The organism is Corynebacterium parakroppenstedtii, from assembly GCF_019754935.1.
GTDB classification, from domain to species: Bacteria; Actinomycetota; Actinomycetes; order Mycobacteriales; family Mycobacteriaceae; genus Corynebacterium; species Corynebacterium parakroppenstedtii.
On record NZ_JAGSOA010000002.1, the window covers coordinates 70712 to 89157 of the forward strand.

17 protein-coding genes and 1 tRNA gene are annotated in these 18446 nt (G+C 56.6%); 10 read left to right on the top strand and 8 right to left on the bottom strand.

Translation table 11 applies throughout. The features are described 5' to 3' along the window. Positions 1-227 precede the first annotated feature (227 nt). A complete protein-coding gene (locus tag KCQ76_RS06840) occupies positions 228-947 on the bottom strand; it encodes a 5-formyltetrahydrofolate cyclo-ligase (protein WP_052722364.1) in 720 nt (239 codons plus the stop codon). A 256-nt stretch (positions 948-1203) separates the two neighbouring features. Between KCQ76_RS06840 and KCQ76_RS06845 the strand changes: the two genes are divergently transcribed. The 7 genes from KCQ76_RS06845 to KCQ76_RS06875 all read left to right on the top strand — a co-directional run bounded on the left by KCQ76_RS06845 (position 1204) and on the right by KCQ76_RS06875 (position 8440). After that, on the top strand, positions 1204-2127 hold the full coding sequence (locus KCQ76_RS06845; RefSeq protein ID WP_082089912.1) for a UTP--glucose-1-phosphate uridylyltransferase: 924 nt from the start codon (positions 1204-1206) through the stop codon (positions 2125-2127). An 86-nt stretch (positions 2128-2213) separates the two neighbouring features. Continuing rightward, positions 2214-3548, top strand: coding sequence for a molybdotransferase-like divisome protein Glp (gene glp, locus KCQ76_RS06850; RefSeq protein ID WP_046203431.1), 1335 nt, complete (start codon positions 2214-2216; stop codon positions 3546-3548). Between the two features lie 15 nt (positions 3549-3563). Next, the gene (locus KCQ76_RS06855; RefSeq protein WP_082089911.1) at positions 3564-4289 is read left to right on the top strand and encodes a GNAT family N-acetyltransferase; all 726 of its coding nucleotides are present in this window, start codon (positions 3564-3566) and stop codon (positions 4287-4289) included. Positions 4290-4471: 182 nt separating this feature from the next. Continuing rightward, positions 4472-6121, top strand: coding sequence for a SepX/GlpR family protein (locus KCQ76_RS06860; RefSeq protein ID WP_046203430.1), 1650 nt, complete (start codon positions 4472-4474; stop codon positions 6119-6121). Between the two features lie 83 nt (positions 6122-6204). Then, the gene (locus KCQ76_RS06865) at positions 6205-6843 is read left to right on the top strand and encodes a Rossmann-fold NAD(P)-binding domain-containing protein (protein WP_221914831.1); all 639 of its coding nucleotides are present in this window, start codon (positions 6205-6207) and stop codon (positions 6841-6843) included. 92 nt (positions 6844-6935) lie between these two features. Beyond that, entirely contained in the window at positions 6936-7121 is a 186-nt protein-coding gene (locus KCQ76_RS06870) for a hypothetical protein (protein ID WP_046203429.1), read from the top strand. Positions 7122-7288: 167 nt separating this feature from the next. Continuing rightward, entirely contained in the window at positions 7289-8440 is a 1152-nt protein-coding gene (locus tag KCQ76_RS06875) for an MFS transporter (protein WP_046203428.1), read from the top strand. Positions 8441-8715: 275 nt separating this feature from the next. Here the strand turns inward: KCQ76_RS06875 and KCQ76_RS06880 are convergent. Both KCQ76_RS06880 and KCQ76_RS06885 read right to left on the bottom strand, forming a co-directional pair. Continuing rightward, positions 8716-8788 (bottom strand) — tRNA-Ala (locus tag KCQ76_RS06880). 95 nt (positions 8789-8883) lie between these two features. After that, positions 8884-9423 (bottom strand): type 1 glutamine amidotransferase domain-containing protein, encoded by a 540-nt coding sequence (locus KCQ76_RS06885; RefSeq protein WP_046203427.1) that lies wholly within the window; start codon positions 9421-9423, stop codon positions 8884-8886. Positions 9424-9703: 280 nt separating this feature from the next. Here KCQ76_RS06885 and KCQ76_RS06890 point away from each other — a divergent pair, with 280 nt between their 5' ends. After that, positions 9704-10231 carry a DUF805 domain-containing protein gene (locus KCQ76_RS06890; protein ID WP_052722362.1) on the top strand — a complete coding sequence of 176 codons (528 nt, stop codon included), beginning with the start codon at positions 9704-9706 and terminating at the stop codon, positions 10229-10231. A gap of 119 nt (positions 10232-10350) precedes the next feature. Here the strand turns inward: KCQ76_RS06890 and KCQ76_RS06895 are convergent, their stop codons facing one another. The 5 genes from KCQ76_RS06895 to KCQ76_RS06915 all read right to left on the bottom strand — a co-directional run bounded on the left by KCQ76_RS06895 (position 10351) and on the right by KCQ76_RS06915 (position 16138). Continuing rightward, on the bottom strand, positions 10351-11772 hold the full coding sequence (locus KCQ76_RS06895; protein WP_046203426.1) for an MFS transporter: 1422 nt from the start codon (positions 11770-11772) through the stop codon (positions 10351-10353). 301 nt (positions 11773-12073) lie between these two features. Then, positions 12074-13327 (bottom strand): alpha/beta hydrolase-fold protein, encoded by a 1254-nt coding sequence (locus tag KCQ76_RS06900; protein ID WP_046203425.1) that lies wholly within the window; start codon positions 13325-13327, stop codon positions 12074-12076. Between the two features lie 70 nt (positions 13328-13397). Further along, entirely contained in the window at positions 13398-14462 is a 1065-nt protein-coding gene (fepB, locus tag KCQ76_RS06905) for a Fe2+-enterobactin ABC transporter substrate-binding protein (RefSeq protein WP_052723092.1), read from the bottom strand. 147 nt (positions 14463-14609) lie between these two features. Next, positions 14610-15284: a response regulator transcription factor gene (locus KCQ76_RS06910; protein ID WP_046203424.1), complete on the bottom strand. Its 675-nt coding sequence runs from the start codon at positions 15282-15284 to the stop codon at positions 14610-14612. Further along, a complete protein-coding gene (locus KCQ76_RS06915) occupies positions 15284-16138 on the bottom strand; it encodes a sensor histidine kinase (RefSeq protein ID WP_373369111.1) in 855 nt (284 codons plus the stop codon). The genes KCQ76_RS06910 and KCQ76_RS06915 overlap by 1 nt, the downstream gene beginning before the upstream one ends. A 140-nt stretch (positions 16139-16278) precedes the next feature. Here KCQ76_RS06915 and KCQ76_RS06920 point away from each other — a divergent pair, with 140 nt between their 5' ends. After that, positions 16279-17007, top strand: coding sequence for an ABC transporter ATP-binding protein (locus KCQ76_RS06920; protein WP_046203422.1), 729 nt, complete (start codon positions 16279-16281; stop codon positions 17005-17007). Beyond that, positions 17008-18399, top strand: coding sequence for an FtsX-like permease family protein (locus KCQ76_RS06925; protein WP_046203421.1), 1392 nt, complete (start codon positions 17008-17010; stop codon positions 18397-18399). Positions 18400-18446 lie beyond the last annotated feature (47 nt).

Below are 18446 nucleotides of genomic sequence, written 5' to 3' on the forward strand. Positions count from 1 at the left end.
CCAGTTGGGGCGAGAGATATCAGAGATGAAGTACACCAACCGTAGTCGAATACCCTTTAACGGCCGCGGGTTCGGCTCGGGGTGACGGCGAGTGTGCCACGACTTTAGCGAATAACGGGTGGAGTCTGCATCATGACCGGAGAACAAGGATCGCATTCTCATACCGACGTGAGACTATCGGTAGGGTTCCCACTGATGTTTGCGTCTGATGTTTGGGCGCCCGGTGTTTAGCCGCCAGGGAAGTGGCGTCGTCCCAGAGTCGTGATCACTGTTGTGAGCTGAACGTCCCAGCCATCGTGGGGAACAGCCGGCAGGATTTCGTGGGGGTGAACCAGACCGATGGGGTGGAACGTCGACGATTGTCCGGATGATTGCCGAGACGACCGTCGGGCAGCGAGTGCGCAGTCGTAGTATCCGCCGCCCTGTCCAAGCCGGTACCCAGCGACGTCATATGCAAGCGCCGGAACGATAGCGATGTCGACGGTGTCGAAGGGGATCGGGGTCGATCGCTCATCTGGCTCGCGAATACCGAACGAGGTGGTGACGAGGTTATCCGGTGACCATGGGTGCCACGAGAGTTGCCGCTTGTCTTCGACACGCGGAATGACGATTCGGCAGGGAATTCGCTCGTCCAGCGCAGAAAGTAGCGACGGGATAAAACCGCCGGGCGTATGCGCGCCTGGTTCATGGGCGACCGGTAGGTATGTCGCAATAAGCAACGGCTCGTCGTCTGTTAGCTGCAACGTCGCGGCGATGTCATCAATGGCCGTTATGAGCTGAGCAACGAGCTGTTCATCCCAGGCCCTGAGCGTCGCGTCGGACAATTCTCGACGCATACGTCGGATTCGGCGTCGGGAGGCCTTTTTATGGTCAGCGATCGAATTACCCGCCGAGTATCCTCCGGATGCACCGTCGTAACCCCCGGATGGGCCGTCGCTTTGCTGCATGAATTCAGCGTAACAAAACGGTGACGTCGCTCAATCACGCGCAGTAGTTCACCATCATGACGTCATAAAGCTCGATGCCGCGAGGGATCCAACGCCACGTCGCCAAGCATCCCATCAAGCACCCCATCAACCACAATGTCGCAAGGGATTTTCATAAGGAGTTGGGCACCAAGACCGACTATTTTACGGTTTTATCAGTAACCCGTAGGAAAATTCCTAGCTCGGAAAGCGGATTCTGCGTCGGTTGTCGGTTAGCATGGCTCCTATGAACAAAGATGATAATGGCGGAAATGGTCAGGCTGCGTTGCGTACAGTCATCGTGCCAGCCGCTGGTTTGGGTACCCGTTTCCTTCCGGCGACGAAGACCGTACCCAAAGAGCTTCTCCCGGTTGTTGACCGACCCGGTATCGAGCTCATTGCGGAAGAAGCCCGCGAGGCCGGCGCGTCACGCTTGGCTATCGTTACCTCCCCGCGCAAGTCAGGGCTAATGAAGCACTTCGACCATGATGATCTCCTGGAAGAGACACTCAAGAAGCGCGGCAAAGAGGACCGGCTGCAGAAAGTGCAGCACTCGACCGAACTTATCGACGCCGTTTCGGTCACTCAGGAGCGCCCCTTAGGGCTTGGTCATGCCGTCGCTCAGGCTGAAGAAGTTCTTGATCCGGACGAAGACGTCGTGGCCGTCATGCTTCCCGATGACCTCGTCATGCCCTATGGGGTTATGAACAAGATGCTTGAGGTCCGCGCAAAATACGGCGGATCTGTGCTCTGCGCGGTGGACGTCGATAAGGAAGCAACCTCTGACTACGGGGTTTTCGAGGTCAGCGGCCAACCCGATGACGATGTCTACGCCGTTTCGGGCATGGTGGAAAAGCCGGACCCGGAGGATGCGCCCTCGACGCTGGCGGCAACCGGCCGTTATCTGTTGGATCGAGATATTTTCAAGGCGCTGGGTAAGATCGAGCCCGGTAAGGGTGGCGAGCTGCAGCTCACAGATGCCATCGAGCTGCTCATCAAGTCGGATCACCCCGTGCATGTGGTGGTTCACCGTGGCCCTCGCCATGATTTGGGCAACCCGGGTGGGTTTATCAAGGCCTGTGTTGACTTCGGCCTGAAGGATCCCGAGTATGGCGACTCGCTGAGGGCATATATGACGGAAAGGTTGGCCCAGGACAGCTAGCCTTAATGTGATATGCCCCGGTCTCACCCGGGGTAGAGTCAGTAGGCAGCATATGCTGCTGTGTTACCCGGGCGAAAGGACGTAACGTGCGCTCAGTGGAAGAGCAGCTTGCGATTATCGCGGACGCTGCCGTAACTCCGGAGCCCGTTCGTGTGGCTATTTCGGATTCGTTGGGGTTGCGTAGCGCTGAAGAAGTCCGTGGTGACCGGCAGGTTCCAGGTTTCAATCAAGCTGCCATCGATGGCTACGCTGTTCGCGCTGTCGACCTTGTACCGCGGGACGCAAAAGGTGCCCCGGCGGATGATCGTCCAGACGATCAACGCCCACCTGAGCCGTTGCCCGATGAGGATTATGAACCCGATCGTCGCGGTGACCGCGAGCATCGGAAACTCGCCGAACTGCCCGTCGTCGGTGATGTGGGCGCGGGTTCGCACAGACCGCTGCGGCTGCAGCCCAATCAGGCAGTCTGGGTAGAAACCGGTGCGCCCGTACCGACGCTCTCCGACGCGATTATTCCGGAAGCATGGGTGGATCGTCATGGCCGACGTATCCGGCCTCTGTTTCCTGTGAAGTCGGGCGATTTTATTCACCGCGCTGGCACGGACGTCCTTGAGGGCGACGTTATTGTCAGCGAGGGGACCGTTATTGGCCCTGCGCATATTGGCCTTTTAGCTGCTGTCGGGCGGTCCAAGGTCCTTGTGTACCCGCGGCCGCGCGTCGCTGTGATGTCGATTGGCCAAGAGCTGATTGATTCAGATCGCACTCCTGGCCGTGGTCAGGTTTTCGACGTGAATTCGTATTCGCTGGCGGCTGCTGCGGAAGAGGCGGGGGCAGATGCCCACAGGGTCGGCGTGATCGCGGGTGAACCGCGCCGCCTCCAGGAGATCATGGAGGGGCAGATTCTTCGCAGCGAAATTATCGTTATCGCAGGTGCCGTAGGGGGATCCGCGGCCCGGCGGATGCGCGACATCGTCAGCAATTTAGGCGACATCGAGTACACCCGCGTCGCAATGCACCCAGGTTCGACTCAAGGCTTTGGCCTGTTAGGGCCCAACAAAGTGCCGACGTTCCTCTTGCCGTCGAACCCCGTCGGCTCATTGATTATCTTCGAAACGATGATCCGCCCGCTCATTCAATATGAAGCTGGACGACGCGGTGGCCGGCGTCGGATTATTCAGGCCAGGGCATTACACGGTGTGAGCTCGATGCCGGGACGGCGTGGTTTCATCCGCGGCCAGTTGATGCGCGATCGTGGCACCGACGAGTACTTAGTGGACCCTCTTGGCGCCTCCGCAGGCGCCCCGCAGCACCTGTTGGGGAGCTTCGCTGAGGCGAACTGCTTGATCCACGTGCCTGAAGACGTGGTGGGGATCGCGCCGGGTGATGTTGTTGATGTCTTGTTCTTGTCGAATCGCGCGTAAGTAGCAGGGGCTTTCATGGGGGTTTTGACTCGTCTGTTGGATCGCGTCGGCGTGGGGTCCGTGAAAGATCGCGATCTGTATCGACGGTATGGCGTGAAGCCGAGCAATACGCATCCTGGCTGGCCGGAGGAAACACAGGTGCTTCATGTGCCCGGTGGTTCGGTGAGGCTCCGCCCGGTTGTGAAGGATGACGGGCCGGAATGGGCGCGTCTCCGCCGCAATGATGAGGCTACGTTACGGGCGGTTGAACCGACGGCGAACGATTCGTGGGATGAGGTGCACACGGTGCCCTCGTGGTTGTCGGTGGTGGATTCGCTGTATGAGTCCGCGGCGCGGGGTGCGTCGGTTCCGTTCGCCGTGGAGTGTGACGGGAAATTCGCAGGTCAGGTGACTGTCGGCGGGATTCAGCATGGTTCGCTTTCGACGTGCTGGATCGGCTATTGGATTGCGAGCCCATTCTGGGGGCGCGGTGTGGGAACCGCCGCCGTGGCTTTAGGCGTCGATGCCGCGATGATGTCGGTGGGGGTGCATCGGGTTGAGGCGACAGTGTTGCCCGAGAACGCCGCGTCGATAAGCGTTTTGGAGAACGTCGGTTTTCATTATGAGGGGGAGTTGGTCCGCAGTATCAATATTGATGGGCAGTGGCGCGATCATTTCTTGTATGCGTTGACGTCGGAGGAGTGCCCCTGTGGAGTGGTGTCACGATTAGAGAGCAGCGGGCGGGGGAGGCGTGAAAGCTAATGACAGATCCCTGGTTGAGGCAGACCTCTGGTTGGATTGCGAATGTTCCGGCATTCGTTCGGTATTCGTATCTGTGGGCGTGGCACACGCATGTTACGGGTGTGACGGGCTACTCTTTAGTGAGAAGTATCGTTGTCCGTGTTCGATTCCCCGCGGCTGACGTCAGTTAAGGAGATTCCGACGTGTCGAGTTCCCTCTTGATCGTTCTTATTGTGGTGCTGTGGCTTGCTGTTTTGGCGCCACTACTTTTGCGAAACCAGGGGCCAGTGCGTCGTACGTCGAAGGCGTTAAAGGAAACGCGCGTTCTGTACCGTGGCGGGTCTGGGTCGGTCGCGTCCTCTGGTCGGTTGACGAAGCATGTGCGACGTCGGTCTGTGTCACCTGATGTGGAAACCGAGCCGGCCGAGGACGAGTACCGCTTGTTAGACGAGGACGACGTCCACTTCCGCGCGTACGATGACCGCGGCGCTGTGTACTCCGGTGACGCTGTGCATCCTGGTGAGTCCGACGCTGACGATGCGTCGGCGCGGGAAGTTCATTCGGAGGCTCACGCCGGGGAGCATGTCGAGGGGGATAACACACGTGACGACGAAGATGTCGTGGTAGGGGAGCTGGAGCCTGAGGATTCCGATCAATCGTTCGCTGCCTCCTCTGTTGTGGCTGATGACATCGATGATGCTGTGACAGAACCGGTCGACGATGCCGAGTTTGAAGAGTTCGTCGACGACGTTGAGGACGAGCCTGACAGAGCACCCGGTGAGGCGAAGGATGATCAAACGGCACCGGGCGAGAAGTCGAGTGTCCCGGTGGGCGTTGTCGATGGTGACGTCATTATGGATTCATCGGGAGCGGTCCAGGGCGTGCCCGAGCTGGAATCTGCTGAGGCGGCTTCGTCTCAGGATCGCGATTCTCGACGGGGCAGTCGACCAGTTTCCGTGGACGAAGAATCGGCTGATGAGGTGCTCTCTGCCGGCGAAGACCGTACCTCGGTGGTGTATGGCCGTGATTTCGTGTCCGACGACGCTGTGGCGAAGGACAGGGAGAAGTTCCCCGATGCCTATGATCGCCCGGAGGATGTTGTGGATTATCGCGATGGTGATCCCGCATTTGAGCACGCGTATGACTTTGCCGACGAATCAGACGATGAGCGCGAGGAGCGCCGTGAAGCTCAAAAACGCTCCAGCACCATGCTTTTCGACGACGGCCTGGATGCTTTGTCGGACGAAGAGCTCGAGGAACTCGCACGTTCTGAATATGACGACATTGCGGTAACGGATGAGGATAGGGCGTATGTGGACCGCCGGCGTGGCCGAGGTGTGTACGACCCGGAGCTCGCCCAGCGGAATGCCCGGCGGCGGTTTACCCAGCGTAAGCGTGTGCTTTTCGGCTTGGCTGCGGTGACGGTTGTGCTGTTGGTCCTCGGCTTTGTGGTCGGTGGCGCTATGTGGGCCGGCGCCGTTGTCGGCGCTGTCGCTACCGGTGTGTACCTCGCGTTCTTGCGGAAGCAGGCCATTGAGGAGCAGCGCCTGGCGGCTCGTCGTCTGCGCCGGATGAGGCGTGCTCGAATGGGCGTCCGGAACGCCGAAGATGATCACGATGACCGCCGGGCTGTGTCGTCGCGGTTACGTCGGCCGGCCGGCACCGTTATTGAGACGAATGACACTGATCCGGAGTTGGCTGAGCTGGAGTACGTGGACGCTGCCGATTACTTCGGCGTCGAGGAACCGGATGACATGCAGGACGACGGCGAGTACATCGACCGTCAGTACGATCGCTATGAGACAGACGGTGATGGGCGAGCAAGCGTGACGCACATCCGTCGTGTGGGGTAGGGAATAGCTCGCTCTCGGCTTCCCGCATCGTGACTCACTATCACCTGCCGAAGGAGCATTCTTGAGTACCGTACTCGTCACCGGTGGCAGCGGTTTTCCCTGGCCGCGCGGACACGCACCGCACCATCGACGAAACCTTCTGGACTGACATCGATGACAAGCTCGTCACCAACTACATGCGGTCCAACGTTGTGGCGGAGAGGGTCGCATGGGGCTTCATTGGCAAGCAGACGAAAACAAAACTCGTCACGATACTTCCGGGAGCAATTTTCGGGCCCTTCATGAATGGGCGAAGTTCCAGCACCGAGCTATTGTTCACGTCGATTTTGCGCGGTGCACCGAGTCCGAAGGCTACCTACCAGGCAGTTGACGTCCGTGATCTGGCCGATCTGCATATTCTTGCCATCGCCGACGATCGAGCTGACGGGGAGCGCTTTCTCGCTAAGCCGAGCGAAATCACAATGGCTCAGATGGCACGGCTACTTAAAGATCATCTCGGGGAACGAGGTCGCAAGATTAGTACGATGACCATCCCCGATTTCGTTATTAAGATTGGCGCTCGTTTCAATTCCGCAATGGTTGTAATGAATACGCTGATCGGCATGGAGCACCACTATCACACAAGCAAAGCACAACGGCTACTTGGCTGGGATCCTCGGCCCATTGAAGACACCGTTATTGATGCCGCCACATACACGCTAGAGAATAGGGCGGAAGACTAGAAGAATTCATAGCGCACAAGTTCGACCTGCGCTCGAAAGTGATTGTTTATAGTTGGGCTCGCACGTACTGCGACAAGCGAGAGTGGGGCTTAATGGGTAAACGTGAACGAGAGAGCCGAGCCGGTTTTCCCACGCGGGCGAGCTTGGAAGCGTCATTCCCCGATGATGTTGACGAGCTCAAGCGGCAACTAGCGAAGCTGATCGTTGAGAAAGCTCTGGTTGACGAGGAGCTTGAACTGGTAAAAAAGCGCCAGCGTCGTGTCTGGCGAGCTGAGTAATCGGCATAAAACGCAGTTCATCGCCGCCTTACACACATCTACCGCTGATGATGCTGCTGGACGCCTCCGGACTGGCCTACTTAAGCCAAAGTATCGTCTACTGTAACGACCGCATTTTGATGACGTCTAGGCATACCAGAGAAATGACTTCCGAGGAGAAAACCTAGATGGGATATTTTCCGAGAAATCAACTCGCATGGGCGATAGCAACGCCGGTTACGCGGCTAGTCGTAACCACCATCCCAATGGTGGCCGTGGTTGGAACGGCAGCGGTAGGAAAAAGCTATGCTGCCGGAGGTCTGATTTCTGGTAGTTACGCCGCGGGAGAAGCAGCGGGGGCAATATGGCTCACCCATAAGATGAAACAAGTTGCGATTGGTCGCGAATTAAGAACAATTTGCCTTGTCGGGGCCATGCTGCTGCTCGTATCTGGGGCAATACTGTGGTTTATTCCCTCTTTGTGGCTGGGTGCCACTTTAGCCATCCTTGTCCTTGGGGCGATTTCATCACCAATACCAGGTGTTCTCAGATCCTCTGCCACTCAAATGACAAGCAGTTCCCAGCGGATACTCGCGATTGACAATGTCGTGAATCAAATATGTTGGGTTCTGGGGCCAATCCTGGGTGTCGTGCTGGTTCACCAAACGAATACGGTAATTGCATACGTTTTCTTAGCGCTATTGTTACTTGGAGCAGCAGTAGTGGCCCCTCTTGCAATTCCCAGCAATTATCGCCATGAGTCTGGGGAGGGTGGAAAAGCATCATTTCGTCCCATCGCAGTTCCAGTTGTCGCGTCAGGTGTGATCATGGCTGTCACTGCGTCCTTCGACACACTGGTTCCTGGACTTTTGACCCACTGGTTTGGGTCAGATGAGAAAGCAAGTTTTGTCTTGGCTCTATTGGCTCTGGGGAGCGTTGTTGCTTCGTCGGTTTTCGGCATCAAGAAGTCGTGGCCGAGGCCCGAAGCACTTGCGATGATCTCAACGGTGTTCATGATTGCCCTTTTAGCGACGGTAGGAAGCGTCCAGTCTTACTCAATCCTGCTAGGCATTGCAGTGCTCATAGGGGTTGTTCAGGCGCCATCCATGGTCTTAAGGCAAGTGATCGTATCTGATCTAGTCTCGCACAAACGTAGGGCATCCGCCTTTTCTCTGTTGTACGCTGCCGGCGGCATCGGCTACTCACTCGCGGCGGCCGTGACCCCTTGGACTGCCGATATGCTCTCAGCCCGCTGGGGATCGGCAGTAACTGCTGGGGCATGCCTCGCCATCCTTGGATGGGCTGTTTGTCTTCAAGGAAAGCAGGCACCATCTGAGTGAAAGGTACGAAAGAGGTGGTAAATCATCATCTTTAGCCGTGTACAAACGGAACCCCTTACCGAGGCCGGAAGTCGATAGCAACACTTTCCTGGCTAAAGAGTCATGCGTAGTAGTTACCGAAGGAGTATCTGAGCTACACGTTCATTCGAAAGATAATACTGGTAGCGATTCGATGTTTCCGGATGTAGTTAATGGCTAATACGACAAAAAGTATGTCCCTACCTGCAGATACACAAAAATCCCTGGCTAATGGTGACCAGGGAAAACAGTGTTTGTGGAGCATAGGGGAATCGAACCCCTGACCTACTCGATGCGAACGAGTCGCGCTACCAACTGCGCCAATGCCCCGCGGACCCCCAGCACTTTACTCCGAGGATCCGTGATCCCCAAAACAAACAGGTCGTTGCGTGCCAAGTGCTAGGGCCGATTCCCGCTGTAGCTCGTTAAGACAGCTCGTCGGTGAGTGCCTTGGTGAAGGCCGGCAGGTCATGTGGGTTGCGTGAGGTAATCAATACCCAGTCATTCCCGGGGCAACGGAAGACTTCTTCGTCCACCCAGTGGGCACCCGCGTTCTCGAGGTCCGTACGAATGGACTGGTACGACGTCATGGTCTTGCCCTCGGTCAGTCCGGCGTCGATCAGCGCCCACGGTGCGTGGCAAATGGCGCCGATCGGCTTGTGGGCCGACGCGAACTCGTTAAGGATGCGCTGAGCCTCTGTGTCGATGCGAAGGGTGTCAGCGTTGACGGTTCCTCCGGGGAGAACGACCAGGTCGTAATCGTCGGCACTGATTTTGTCGAGGGTTGTGTCGGCCTTGACTGTGGATGCCCAGTCTTTGTCGCCGGTCACCGTTTGAATGTCGTTGCCCGAGTTGGAAGCGATGGTGACATCAATGCCTGCCGACGTTAAGGCGTCGCGCGGTGAAATAATTTCTGGCTCTTCGACGCCGAAATCAGTTGCGATGATGACTGCTTTCTTTGCCATGACGTTATCTCCTCAGAAACTCGACTAGGTTTTTGCGCGATTTTGTTGTGGAGAGCAGAAACCCCCTCTTTCCGGAGAAGAGAGCGCACCGCCGAGTTGATGCACGATCATTGGCGGTTCTGTTCCGCCCTCCCGGTTAGATCCAACACGTAAGAGTGAGATGTATTCCATCACGTGTGGCGATGTGTGGCGTTAGCCCAGTGTTCCGATTTAGTTAAAAAAGTTAAAAACGTTGATTTTGGCCTAAAAAACGGTGAGAAAAATTGTTAGGGTAGGGAACATGACTGATATGCAGCCATTCCCGTCGCAGAACGACACCCAACAATACGGAGCCACTACTCCAGGTAGATACCACGGCCCCGATGATGCCCCTGAGTACGATGGTGAGCCACCATTGTCGCAGCCCTTCTACGGCGCAAGTTTGCCTGCAGCCGTCAGGAGATTCGTCACCAGAGCCTTTCGGTTTAAAGGACGCTCCTCAAGGTCCGAATTCTGGTGGGTTCAGCTGGTCTTGTTCATTATCAACGGTGCGTTTTTCATAGCGGCACTTAGTGCTGGTGTGGATCCGGATGATGTGACCAATCCAGTGGGACTCGCCAGCGCTGTCTTTAGTCTGATTATTTTGGTGCCGAGCCTTTCGCTCACGTGGCGACGCTTGCATGATGCTGGCTTTGCCGGACCGTGGTACTTCATTATCTTCACGGGTATTGGTGTTATAGCGTATTTCATCATGACGGTTTTCCCGTCGAGGCCCGAGAAGATGAAAGAAAAGTGGGACGACAAAGAAAATCTCTCACCTGCCGTCTGATAATCACGTAACTAAGAAAACACGTGACTGAGAAGAAAGTCACGTGTTGAAGGACCCGAGAATTGGGCCTTGACATGGCGGGGAAGCACAACCCCGCCATGATTTGTATGAGATCGCCGTTAAATGTCTTCCAACGACCTTGACGACGACTTTGGCCCTGTCAATGCCAGCAATCCGGCGGCGACACCGGTCAGTGCAATCATCGCAAAGCCAGCGAAAAATGACGCCTGATTAACAACGAAGGGCAGGAGGAGTGAGCCAACAGCGCCACCGAGGTGACCACAACCATCTGCGATGGAGAACCCGCGGGCTCGCAAGGTGGTGGGGAAGGACTCTGCTGTGAAGGTGTAGCCCATCTGGAGGTAGGACCCCAGCGCCATAGAAGCCAAGAATGAACCAAGCGTAACCATAAACGCGCTAGCGAGCGTCGCAATACACAGCATGCCTGCCGCCCATACGAGGGTGGAGACGAAAATGAGGTACTTACGCTCGAATTTATCTGAGATAAAGATCATGATGAGCGCGCCGGTTGGGTAGCCGATTGCGCCGATCGCGATGTACAGAATTGATCCAGCAATATCTTCACCGTGTGATGAAATGAGGTCAGGGGCATCACCTAGGAAGCCATAATTGCCGATGTACCACAGGAACCACATCAGGGCCATGACAATGGCCGTGCGCAGGTACTTTCCTTCAGTGAGTGACGGGGTGCTGTCTGTTCCGGTGAGCCCAAGGGAGCGATCCTGCCTCTCTTCTTCTTTTTCAACCTCTTTCCGGAATTCTTCGCGAATTTTCTGCCCTTTGCGCAACTGTTCAGGCGTGAAGTTCTCTTCCATCTTCTCGATGATCTTTTCGGCATCATCGCATCGCCATTGGGAGATTAACCACCTGGGCGACTCAGGAAGCGCAAGGGCAAAGAGAACGCCGAAGACGCCGACAAGTGCGCCGATGAAGAATAGCCAGCGCCACCCGGTGTGGAAGTTCGGAACCAATGCTAGGGCGACGAACGGTGTGATCGCTTGACCAATAATGCCGACCATAAAGGTGGCGACGGAAAGCTTGCCGCGTTGGTTAGCTGGTGCAATTTCGCCGACGTAGGTGGAAGCTAAGTTGAGGGCTGCTCCCACACCCATGCCGGTTAAAAAGCGCCAGAGCGACAAGTCCCACACCGTGAAAGAGAATCCGCAGAGGAGAGATCCCGCTCCGGAAAAAACGAGGGAACCGATGAAAGAGACTTTCCTTCCCTTCGCGTCAGAGAGCCAGCCAGCGAGGAGTGAGCCAATAATGTAGCCCACGAGACCAACGGCCAGGGCCACGAACAAAGACATGTCCTGGCCCAGATTCATTTGCTCGTCGATAGCTGGCATGGCGAAACCGATATCGCTGATGTCATAAAAAACGAAGAAATATGCGATACCGATAACGAAAAAATCACGCTTGCGCAGTGGCCAAGCAGGGAAGCGATCCATGCGGGCCAAGAGCTCACGACCGCGTTCGGTAGTGGATTGTTCGAATGTGGTGCCAGTTAGTTCATCGGCCATGATAAGTCGCCTCCAAAAGTAGGCAGATGAATGAAATATCTGCACCGTGTCTTGTGGACAGGGCATGGTGCGTATAGAAATGGTCAGCTAACAGCGGATGCTGGGGTTGAAAATCGGCGTCAACCAGTGAGAGGCGTTGTTGCTGACCCACTGTCTCCAGCCTAGTTTTTGGGCTGCGCACCCAAGTTTTTCTGAAAGATAAAAAACAAAACCACCCTATTTAAGGTGTGGGAATGAGGTATTGATTCCGAGCAAAGTGTGGGAATTGGCGCTGCTTCTCATAACGCGCTTTTTGGGAGCGCTACCGCGTCGCAATGAAGCAGAGTCCCCGCGTTAGTGCTCCCCGCCACGCTGCAGGATCGTGCCCATGCGTCGATACATCGAAGTGGCAGCGAATATGGGCTCGTTCCAGCCCCTCGACGACCGCGCGCGCATGAGACTCCATAAACCCTTCGCCGGTTCCCACGTCGAAGAAGAACCGTGAATTATCCTGCGCGAGTGCCGCCAAAGTGGCTTGGTGCTGGAGCTTCTCCGCGATGAGCCCGCCAAGTGGGCCGGGTAGCCGCGGCCCCTGTCGCGTCGGAAACCAGAAGGATGCCGAACACCCGATAGCGGCATGGAACGTTTCGGGGTTTTCAATGACGCAGTCGGTAGCGCATAGCCCGCCAAGGCTCTGGCCAGCAACAATGACGTAGGGGTCGGCAATGTCATAGTCGCGCGTGATGGCGGGGATGAGGTCGTCCTGGAGCGCACGCCTCCAGGCGACGTTACAGCCAAGGTCGCGGAGGCGGTTCTGTCCGCGCGCTGGGGAATCTGTCGTTTCGACGGCTACCGCAGTGACCTCGGGAATGCTGCCGCTGGTCTCGAGCGCGCGGAGCGCATAATCAAAACCAGTGTGCGCCTCGTACCAGTCTTGCCCGTCGAGAAGAATGAGCAGCCACGGTCGCCGTCGGGAATTATCGCTTCGATTGCCGACGGGAGTCCTCACCCACACATGTCTGCCCTGGAAAAATCCCGACGGCGAGTGCCATGTGTAGGGGGTAAACCCGGCAGTCGTGGTGCCAGCAGGTGCGTCGGATGTGTTCGCGGTGTCCCAACCAGGCTCGGGCAAGGCATCATCGAGCCGAACAATCCCGGATGACTTCGCGCGGTAGGAATGGTCAGCATCGGGTGGGGGCTGTGACGATCGTCGTGATCGTAGAGGAGGTATCTGGGCGCGCGGATCGACCACCATGAGTTTCATGAGGGCTTTCCAGCGTGCCCGAAAATCGATCTGTTGATCAGGATCGTCGTGACGGGGAGTCTCCACGACCTCGTCGGGAACCGTTTCTGCAGGCATGATGTAGTAGGAGCCGCAGAGGTCCGACGGGACGGTCACCGTGAATGACCACCACCCATCGTGGTGATCCGTCATCCGGTGGAGGGCAGCATCGTGGTGATCATGAACTCCAGAGAGGTGGAAAAACACTGTGTCATAGCGACGACGATGGCCGTCGCCACGCGACAGTGATGTTTGCGCGTCAGGGGCTTGCGGTTCCTGCCACCAGAAAACCAAGGTTCGAGTAGTGGCAGTCGGCCCGGGGCAAACAACGGGATTTGATCTCAACGAAGCGGGAGGCGGAGTCTTAATCGAACAGGTCCTCTAAACGGTCAATCATGGCCAGTGAGCTGTAGTAATCCATCCGGAACGTGTCAGTGCCCATGGAATACACGGACTTGTTCTTCACAGCGGGGGTATCGGCCAGCACCGGATTGCTCTTATATGCATCCACGGCTTTATCATCTGCGGCGAAGAGGAACGCGGTCTTGCCGGTGGCCGCCGTCGGTAGATTTTCAGCGGAGACCACATAAACGTCAGATCGCTGGCCCATCGAATTCGCCCCGCGTGCGCTTTCCGGAACGTCGGCAAGGGTGAAACCGAGCTTGGTGAGCAGCTTGCCCTGTGCAGACTCTTTTGTCCACACACGTGCCGACTTGTTTTGCGGGGTGTATACCAACGGCGTGACCGGTTGCGCAGGCTTCTTGATCTCATCACGAGCCTTAGCCACGGTGTCATCAAACTTCTTGATGACGTTAGAGGTTTTCTTCTCGAGGCCTGTCGCTTTCCCGAGCATCGTGGCGACATCCTGCCAGTCCTTATCGGAGTAGTCGATCATCACCGTGGGGACAGCCTCTGAAATCTGTTCATAGAGGTCAGGGGTGGCGTCCTGGCCAGTCGAGGACATCACAACCAGGTCAGGTTTTTCAGCAAGGATGGACTCCGCCGAGGGGTTGAGATCCAGGACCTTCACATGCTCTTTGTCCGCAACCTGGGACCACTGAGTGAAGAAACCGTTGTCATCTGTGAGAGGTGTGCCCTTTTGTCCGCCTGCTGACGCTACGACCGGTGCACCAATGGCAAGCAAGGAACCAGTCAGCGTCACTGCAGCCGAGACGACCTTTTTCGGCTTGGCCGGGATCTTGACTTCCCCGTGATCGGTGGCCACAGTGCGTGGCCACGTTTCGTTGGCCTGTGCGGATGAGCTCTGACCTGATTCAGAAGCGGAAGAAGAGGCCGTATCCGATGATGATTGGGTTGAATCCTCATTGCGTGAGCATGCGGCAGTACCCATGATGAGTGATACGGCGAGTGTTGACGCCAAAACCGCCCGCACTGAGCGCAAGCGATGGGGAGACCTGAAACGGGACACGAAGGCGACTCCTTCTAGAGAAACAAACAAATGAGGGTCCCCATACTACTGGACGTGCAAAAGTAAAGATAGCCTCAAATTTAGAGCCGTAATGTGCTGCAGGTTTATCTTTTAACCGCGTCGGATTAACCCCTCGGATTAACTCGGTCAGATCAGCCCCGTCGTCTCCGTTAAATACTCCAAAATCGCGCGTACTCGGCGGTTATCTTCACCCGGTTCGAGATTGAGCTTTAGGAAAATATTGGACACATGTTTTGCCACCGCGGCACCAGAAAGGAACAGGTCCTGCGCTATTTCGGCATTGGATTTACCACGCGCCATGAGTTCCATCACTTCACGTTCGCGCGCAGTGAGCAGCCGCAAACCTGATCTGCCGGACTTCATCAATGCTGTCGCAACATCCGGATCGATGACCACTCCGCCCTGCGCGACGATCGTGATGGACTCCAGGAAGTCTTTGACTTTTCCGATCCGATCTTTCAGCAAGTAGCCCGTGCCCGCACCGTGGAAGGTTCCAGGAGTGAAGAGTTCACGCGCATAAGCAGGAGCCACGTATTGGGAGAGCACCATGATGCTTAACGACGGAAAGCGCTCGCGCAACTGAAGGGCAGCCCGTAGGCCATCTTCGCGCATGTCAGGAGGCATACGTACGTCGGTAATGAGGAGATCAGGTAAAGCGTAATCGTCACCGAGGGTGGTTACGGCGTCGAGTAATTCCGTGGCAGACGTCGGCTTTGCAATAACCTCATATCCGCGTTTTTCAACTAACCCTGCGACGCCTTCGCGCAACAAGGCGGAATCGTCGGCGATGACAATTTTCATTATGAATCCCCACCAACCTGGTTCACATTCCGACCGGACGTCGCGGAAGTAGACCCCGCGGAAGCAGCCGTGGAAGTAGTCGTAGAAGCGGTCGCGGCACTAGGGGAGTCGGCCGTGGGATATCCGCTCTGCCCGCGGTTGAGCATGACGGGAATCGACGCAATCACCGTCGTTGGCCCACCCACCGGCGAGTTCAGCTGCATCGAGCCTCCGAAGGCGGCCAAGCGCTCACGCATTCCCGATAATCCCGGGCCCAGGCGAGCTCCGCCGCCCCCCTCGTCGACAATAGAAATCCGTAAATCCTGGTCAGAGACCAAAAGCACGGTCACGGGCGCGCCGGGAGCATACTTTGCAGCATTGGTCAGGCACTCGGCACAGAAGAAATAGGCCGACGCCAGCACACTGGGCTGAAGCTCAGGGAGTGGATGCGGACAATGCACGGCGATATTCGAGCCATATGATTCGGCTATCTCCTGAACGGCGGCATATAAGCCCTGGTCGCGCAGCACTTGCGGATGAATACCGTGGACAGTCCGGCGGAGAGCATGAAGCCCATCGTCAAGGTGCGAGCGCGTCTCCTCAAGGAGCTGCTGTAACTCTGGGCTCCCATTCTCTGCCTCAAGTTCGGCTTCCCCGAGCTTAAGAGACGCAGCCACAAAATACTGCTGAGCCCCATCGTGAAGGTCATTTTCTATGCGACGCCGCTCGACTTCATAAGCATCGGCAATTGCCCGGCGCGACGCCGTCAATTCGTTAATGCGCTCGGCAGCCACACTTTCATGCGACCGTGAACCAGCGGACCGGTCCCGAGGCCGTAAGTGGTGCGATAATCGTTGCCAGGCTGATAATGCCATGTGTGCCATGATAAAAACTTAAACCCCGCGTGAGTAGCGGCCGCACCCTCACCACCAGCGATGGGGGTAGTGCTAGATCTACCACGATTCGGGCGCTAGAGCTGTGGTGAACTCGTTGGACAAACTGTGAAATAGGTGCCATGAAAGATCACAACGCGCAACAGAGCCAGCGACGCTACTCTCGGTCTTCGCTGGTTGTCCACGACATCACGAAATCGTTCGCCTCAAACCCAGTGTTGACGGGTATTTCCTTGGAGATCGGTCAGGGTGAATCCGTCGCGGTCATGGGGCCGTCGGGTTCGGGCAAGTCCACTCTTTTGCATTGCATGTCCGGCGTGCTCGTCCCTGACGACGGTGAAATCCGGTACGGCGATACCGTCGTCTCACGGCTGAATGATGCGAAAAGGTCAGCGCTCCGGCTGCGCGAGTTCGGGTTTGTGTTCCAAGATGGGCAGCTCCTTCCGGAGCTCACGGCTCAGGAAAACGTGGCTCTCCCGGCGATTTTGCAGGGGACTTCTCGAAGGCACGCTTATGCCGACGCCGCCGACATGCTGAAGCGCTTGGGGCTCGGGAAGTTGATCCGTCGTAGGCCTGGAAAGATGTCTGGTGGTCAGGCGCAACGCGTGGCCATCGCGCGAGCCATCGCAGCCAAACCGGCAATTATTTTTGCCGATGAGCCGACAGGCGCTCTCGACCAATCGACCGGCCACGAAGTCATGCAGCAGCTGATTGCGATTACCGAGCAAGCTGGCTCGACCTTGGTGATGGTGACTCATGATCAAAGTGTCGCGAATTGGTGCCAGCGTCGGATTGAGATTCGTGATGGCATCATTCATGACGATCGCATGCTCTCCGGGGCGGTGAGCTAAATGGCTGTTTCCTTGTCGACGCTTTCCCACCTGGGTGTTCAATTGCAAAAAGCGTCCCATAGGGCGGGGACGGGGAATAAGTGGCTCTCTGCGTTAGCGGTGTTTGCCTTTACCGTGAGTACGTGGATGGCTATGACCGTTGCCGGCGGGACGTGGATGTTCTACGAACGTTATCGTCACCCGACGGTGGCCTCACTCCACGACATGAGTGGTGAGTTACGGCAAGTATATGTTGGTCTTGCGGCCGTTGCCTGTGCTTTCGTTGTTCCCGCGATGATGTCCCTTGTAGCACAATCAGCGGTGTTAGGGGCTTCCGGCCGCGAGAGGCGCTTAGCAACGCTCAGGCTGCTGGGATTATCCAACAGAGACATCACGCGGCTCACCTTGGTAGAAACCAGTGCGCTGGCATTCGCCGGTTTGGCGCTTGGAACTGTGCTGTACGTCGTCGCGGCACCAGCGTGGTCGCTAGTTAGTTTCCAAAACACCCGCATCGGTCTGTGGGAAATTCTTTTACCGTGGTGGGGTTATCCGGCGTTATGGGTAATCATCCTTGTCCTTGCAGCGGTAGCTGCAGTGGTTGGTCTCAAGCGCGTCATGGTGTCGCCACTGGGAGTCTCAAAACGGGACGTTCCCAGGGCACTTAAATTCTGGCGCCTCATCATTTTTGTTGTGATCGTTGTGACTGCCCGCGTCGTCTTATCTCACATCAACGCTGATTCTGTCAATGTCGGGTGGTCTCTGGTTATCATCGCGGGAATTCTGTATGTCGTTGTGTTCGGTATCAACCTTGTGGTGCCCTGGCTCATCCAGTTCGCAGCCCGTATATCAAGCTTTCTTCCGGGGAAGCTCAATTTCTTAGCTACGCGTCGAGTGATGACAGACGGGCGTACCGCATGGAAGCGGACGAATGCGCTGACGTTCCTCGCACTCCTGTTGGGGTACGTGGCTGTCATGCCGAAGAATCCGGGGGATGAGTTGGGTGACCCCACAATCAATCGGGACACGGTGACTGGAGCTGTCGTCACCTACGGTGTTGGCTTACTCGTGTCGATTAGTGGAACCCTGTTGAACCAGGCATCCTCAGTCTTTGAAGAAGCAGAACTTACTCGTGCGCTTGGTTTTATGGGTGTCCCGTCGTCATTGCATAGGAGAGTTGCGATGAAACAGACGTTTTATCCGCTTCTGATGACTAGTGGTTTGACCTTTCTCCTCGGCCTGTACTTGGGTTGGTTTTCCTACAGCCGGTTTGACAAGGATCTTTCGGCCGGTCCGCAATTAACATGGATTATCGGCGTCTTTGTCATGAGCCTGGTGTTGTCGGTGGTCGCAACAGTTTGTGTTGACCCCTTGCGTCAGAAGCAGATCACCCAGCATGTTCGCCGGAATGACTAGCCGATGTCCCAGGTATCACGGCCTAGGTATCACGGCCCAGGCATCGC

Coding starts and splice junctions, on each gene's coding strand:
- KCQ76_RS06840 (WP_052722364.1), bottom strand. CDS start 947: ATGCAGCAAAGCGACGGCCCATCCGGGGGTTACGACGGTGCATCCGGA.
- KCQ76_RS06915 (WP_373369111.1), bottom strand. CDS start 16,138: ATGGCATTATCAGCCTGGCAACGATTATCGCACCACTTACGGCCTCGG.
- KCQ76_RS06925 (WP_046203421.1), top strand. CDS start 17,008: ATGGCTGTTTCCTTGTCGACGCTTTCCCACCTGGGTGTTCAATTGCAA.
- KCQ76_RS06920 (WP_046203422.1), top strand. CDS start 16,279: ATGAAAGATCACAACGCGCAACAGAGCCAGCGACGCTACTCTCGGTCT.
- KCQ76_RS06885 (WP_046203427.1), bottom strand. CDS start 9,423: ATGGCAAAGAAAGCAGTCATCATCGCAACTGATTTCGGCGTCGAAGAG.
- KCQ76_RS06890 (WP_052722362.1), top strand. CDS start 9,704: ATGACTGATATGCAGCCATTCCCGTCGCAGAACGACACCCAACAATAC.
- KCQ76_RS06875 (WP_046203428.1), top strand. CDS start 7,289: ATGGGATATTTTCCGAGAAATCAACTCGCATGGGCGATAGCAACGCCG.
- KCQ76_RS06870 (WP_046203429.1), top strand. CDS start 6,936: ATGGGTAAACGTGAACGAGAGAGCCGAGCCGGTTTTCCCACGCGGGCG.
- KCQ76_RS06855 (WP_082089911.1), top strand. CDS start 3,564: ATGGGGGTTTTGACTCGTCTGTTGGATCGCGTCGGCGTGGGGTCCGTG.
- KCQ76_RS06910 (WP_046203424.1), bottom strand. CDS start 15,284: ATGAAAATTGTCATCGCCGACGATTCCGCCTTGTTGCGCGAAGGCGTC.
- KCQ76_RS06845 (WP_082089912.1), top strand. CDS start 1,204: ATGGCTCCTATGAACAAAGATGATAATGGCGGAAATGGTCAGGCTGCG.
- KCQ76_RS06895 (WP_046203426.1), bottom strand. CDS start 11,772: ATGGCCGATGAACTAACTGGCACCACATTCGAACAATCCACTACCGAA.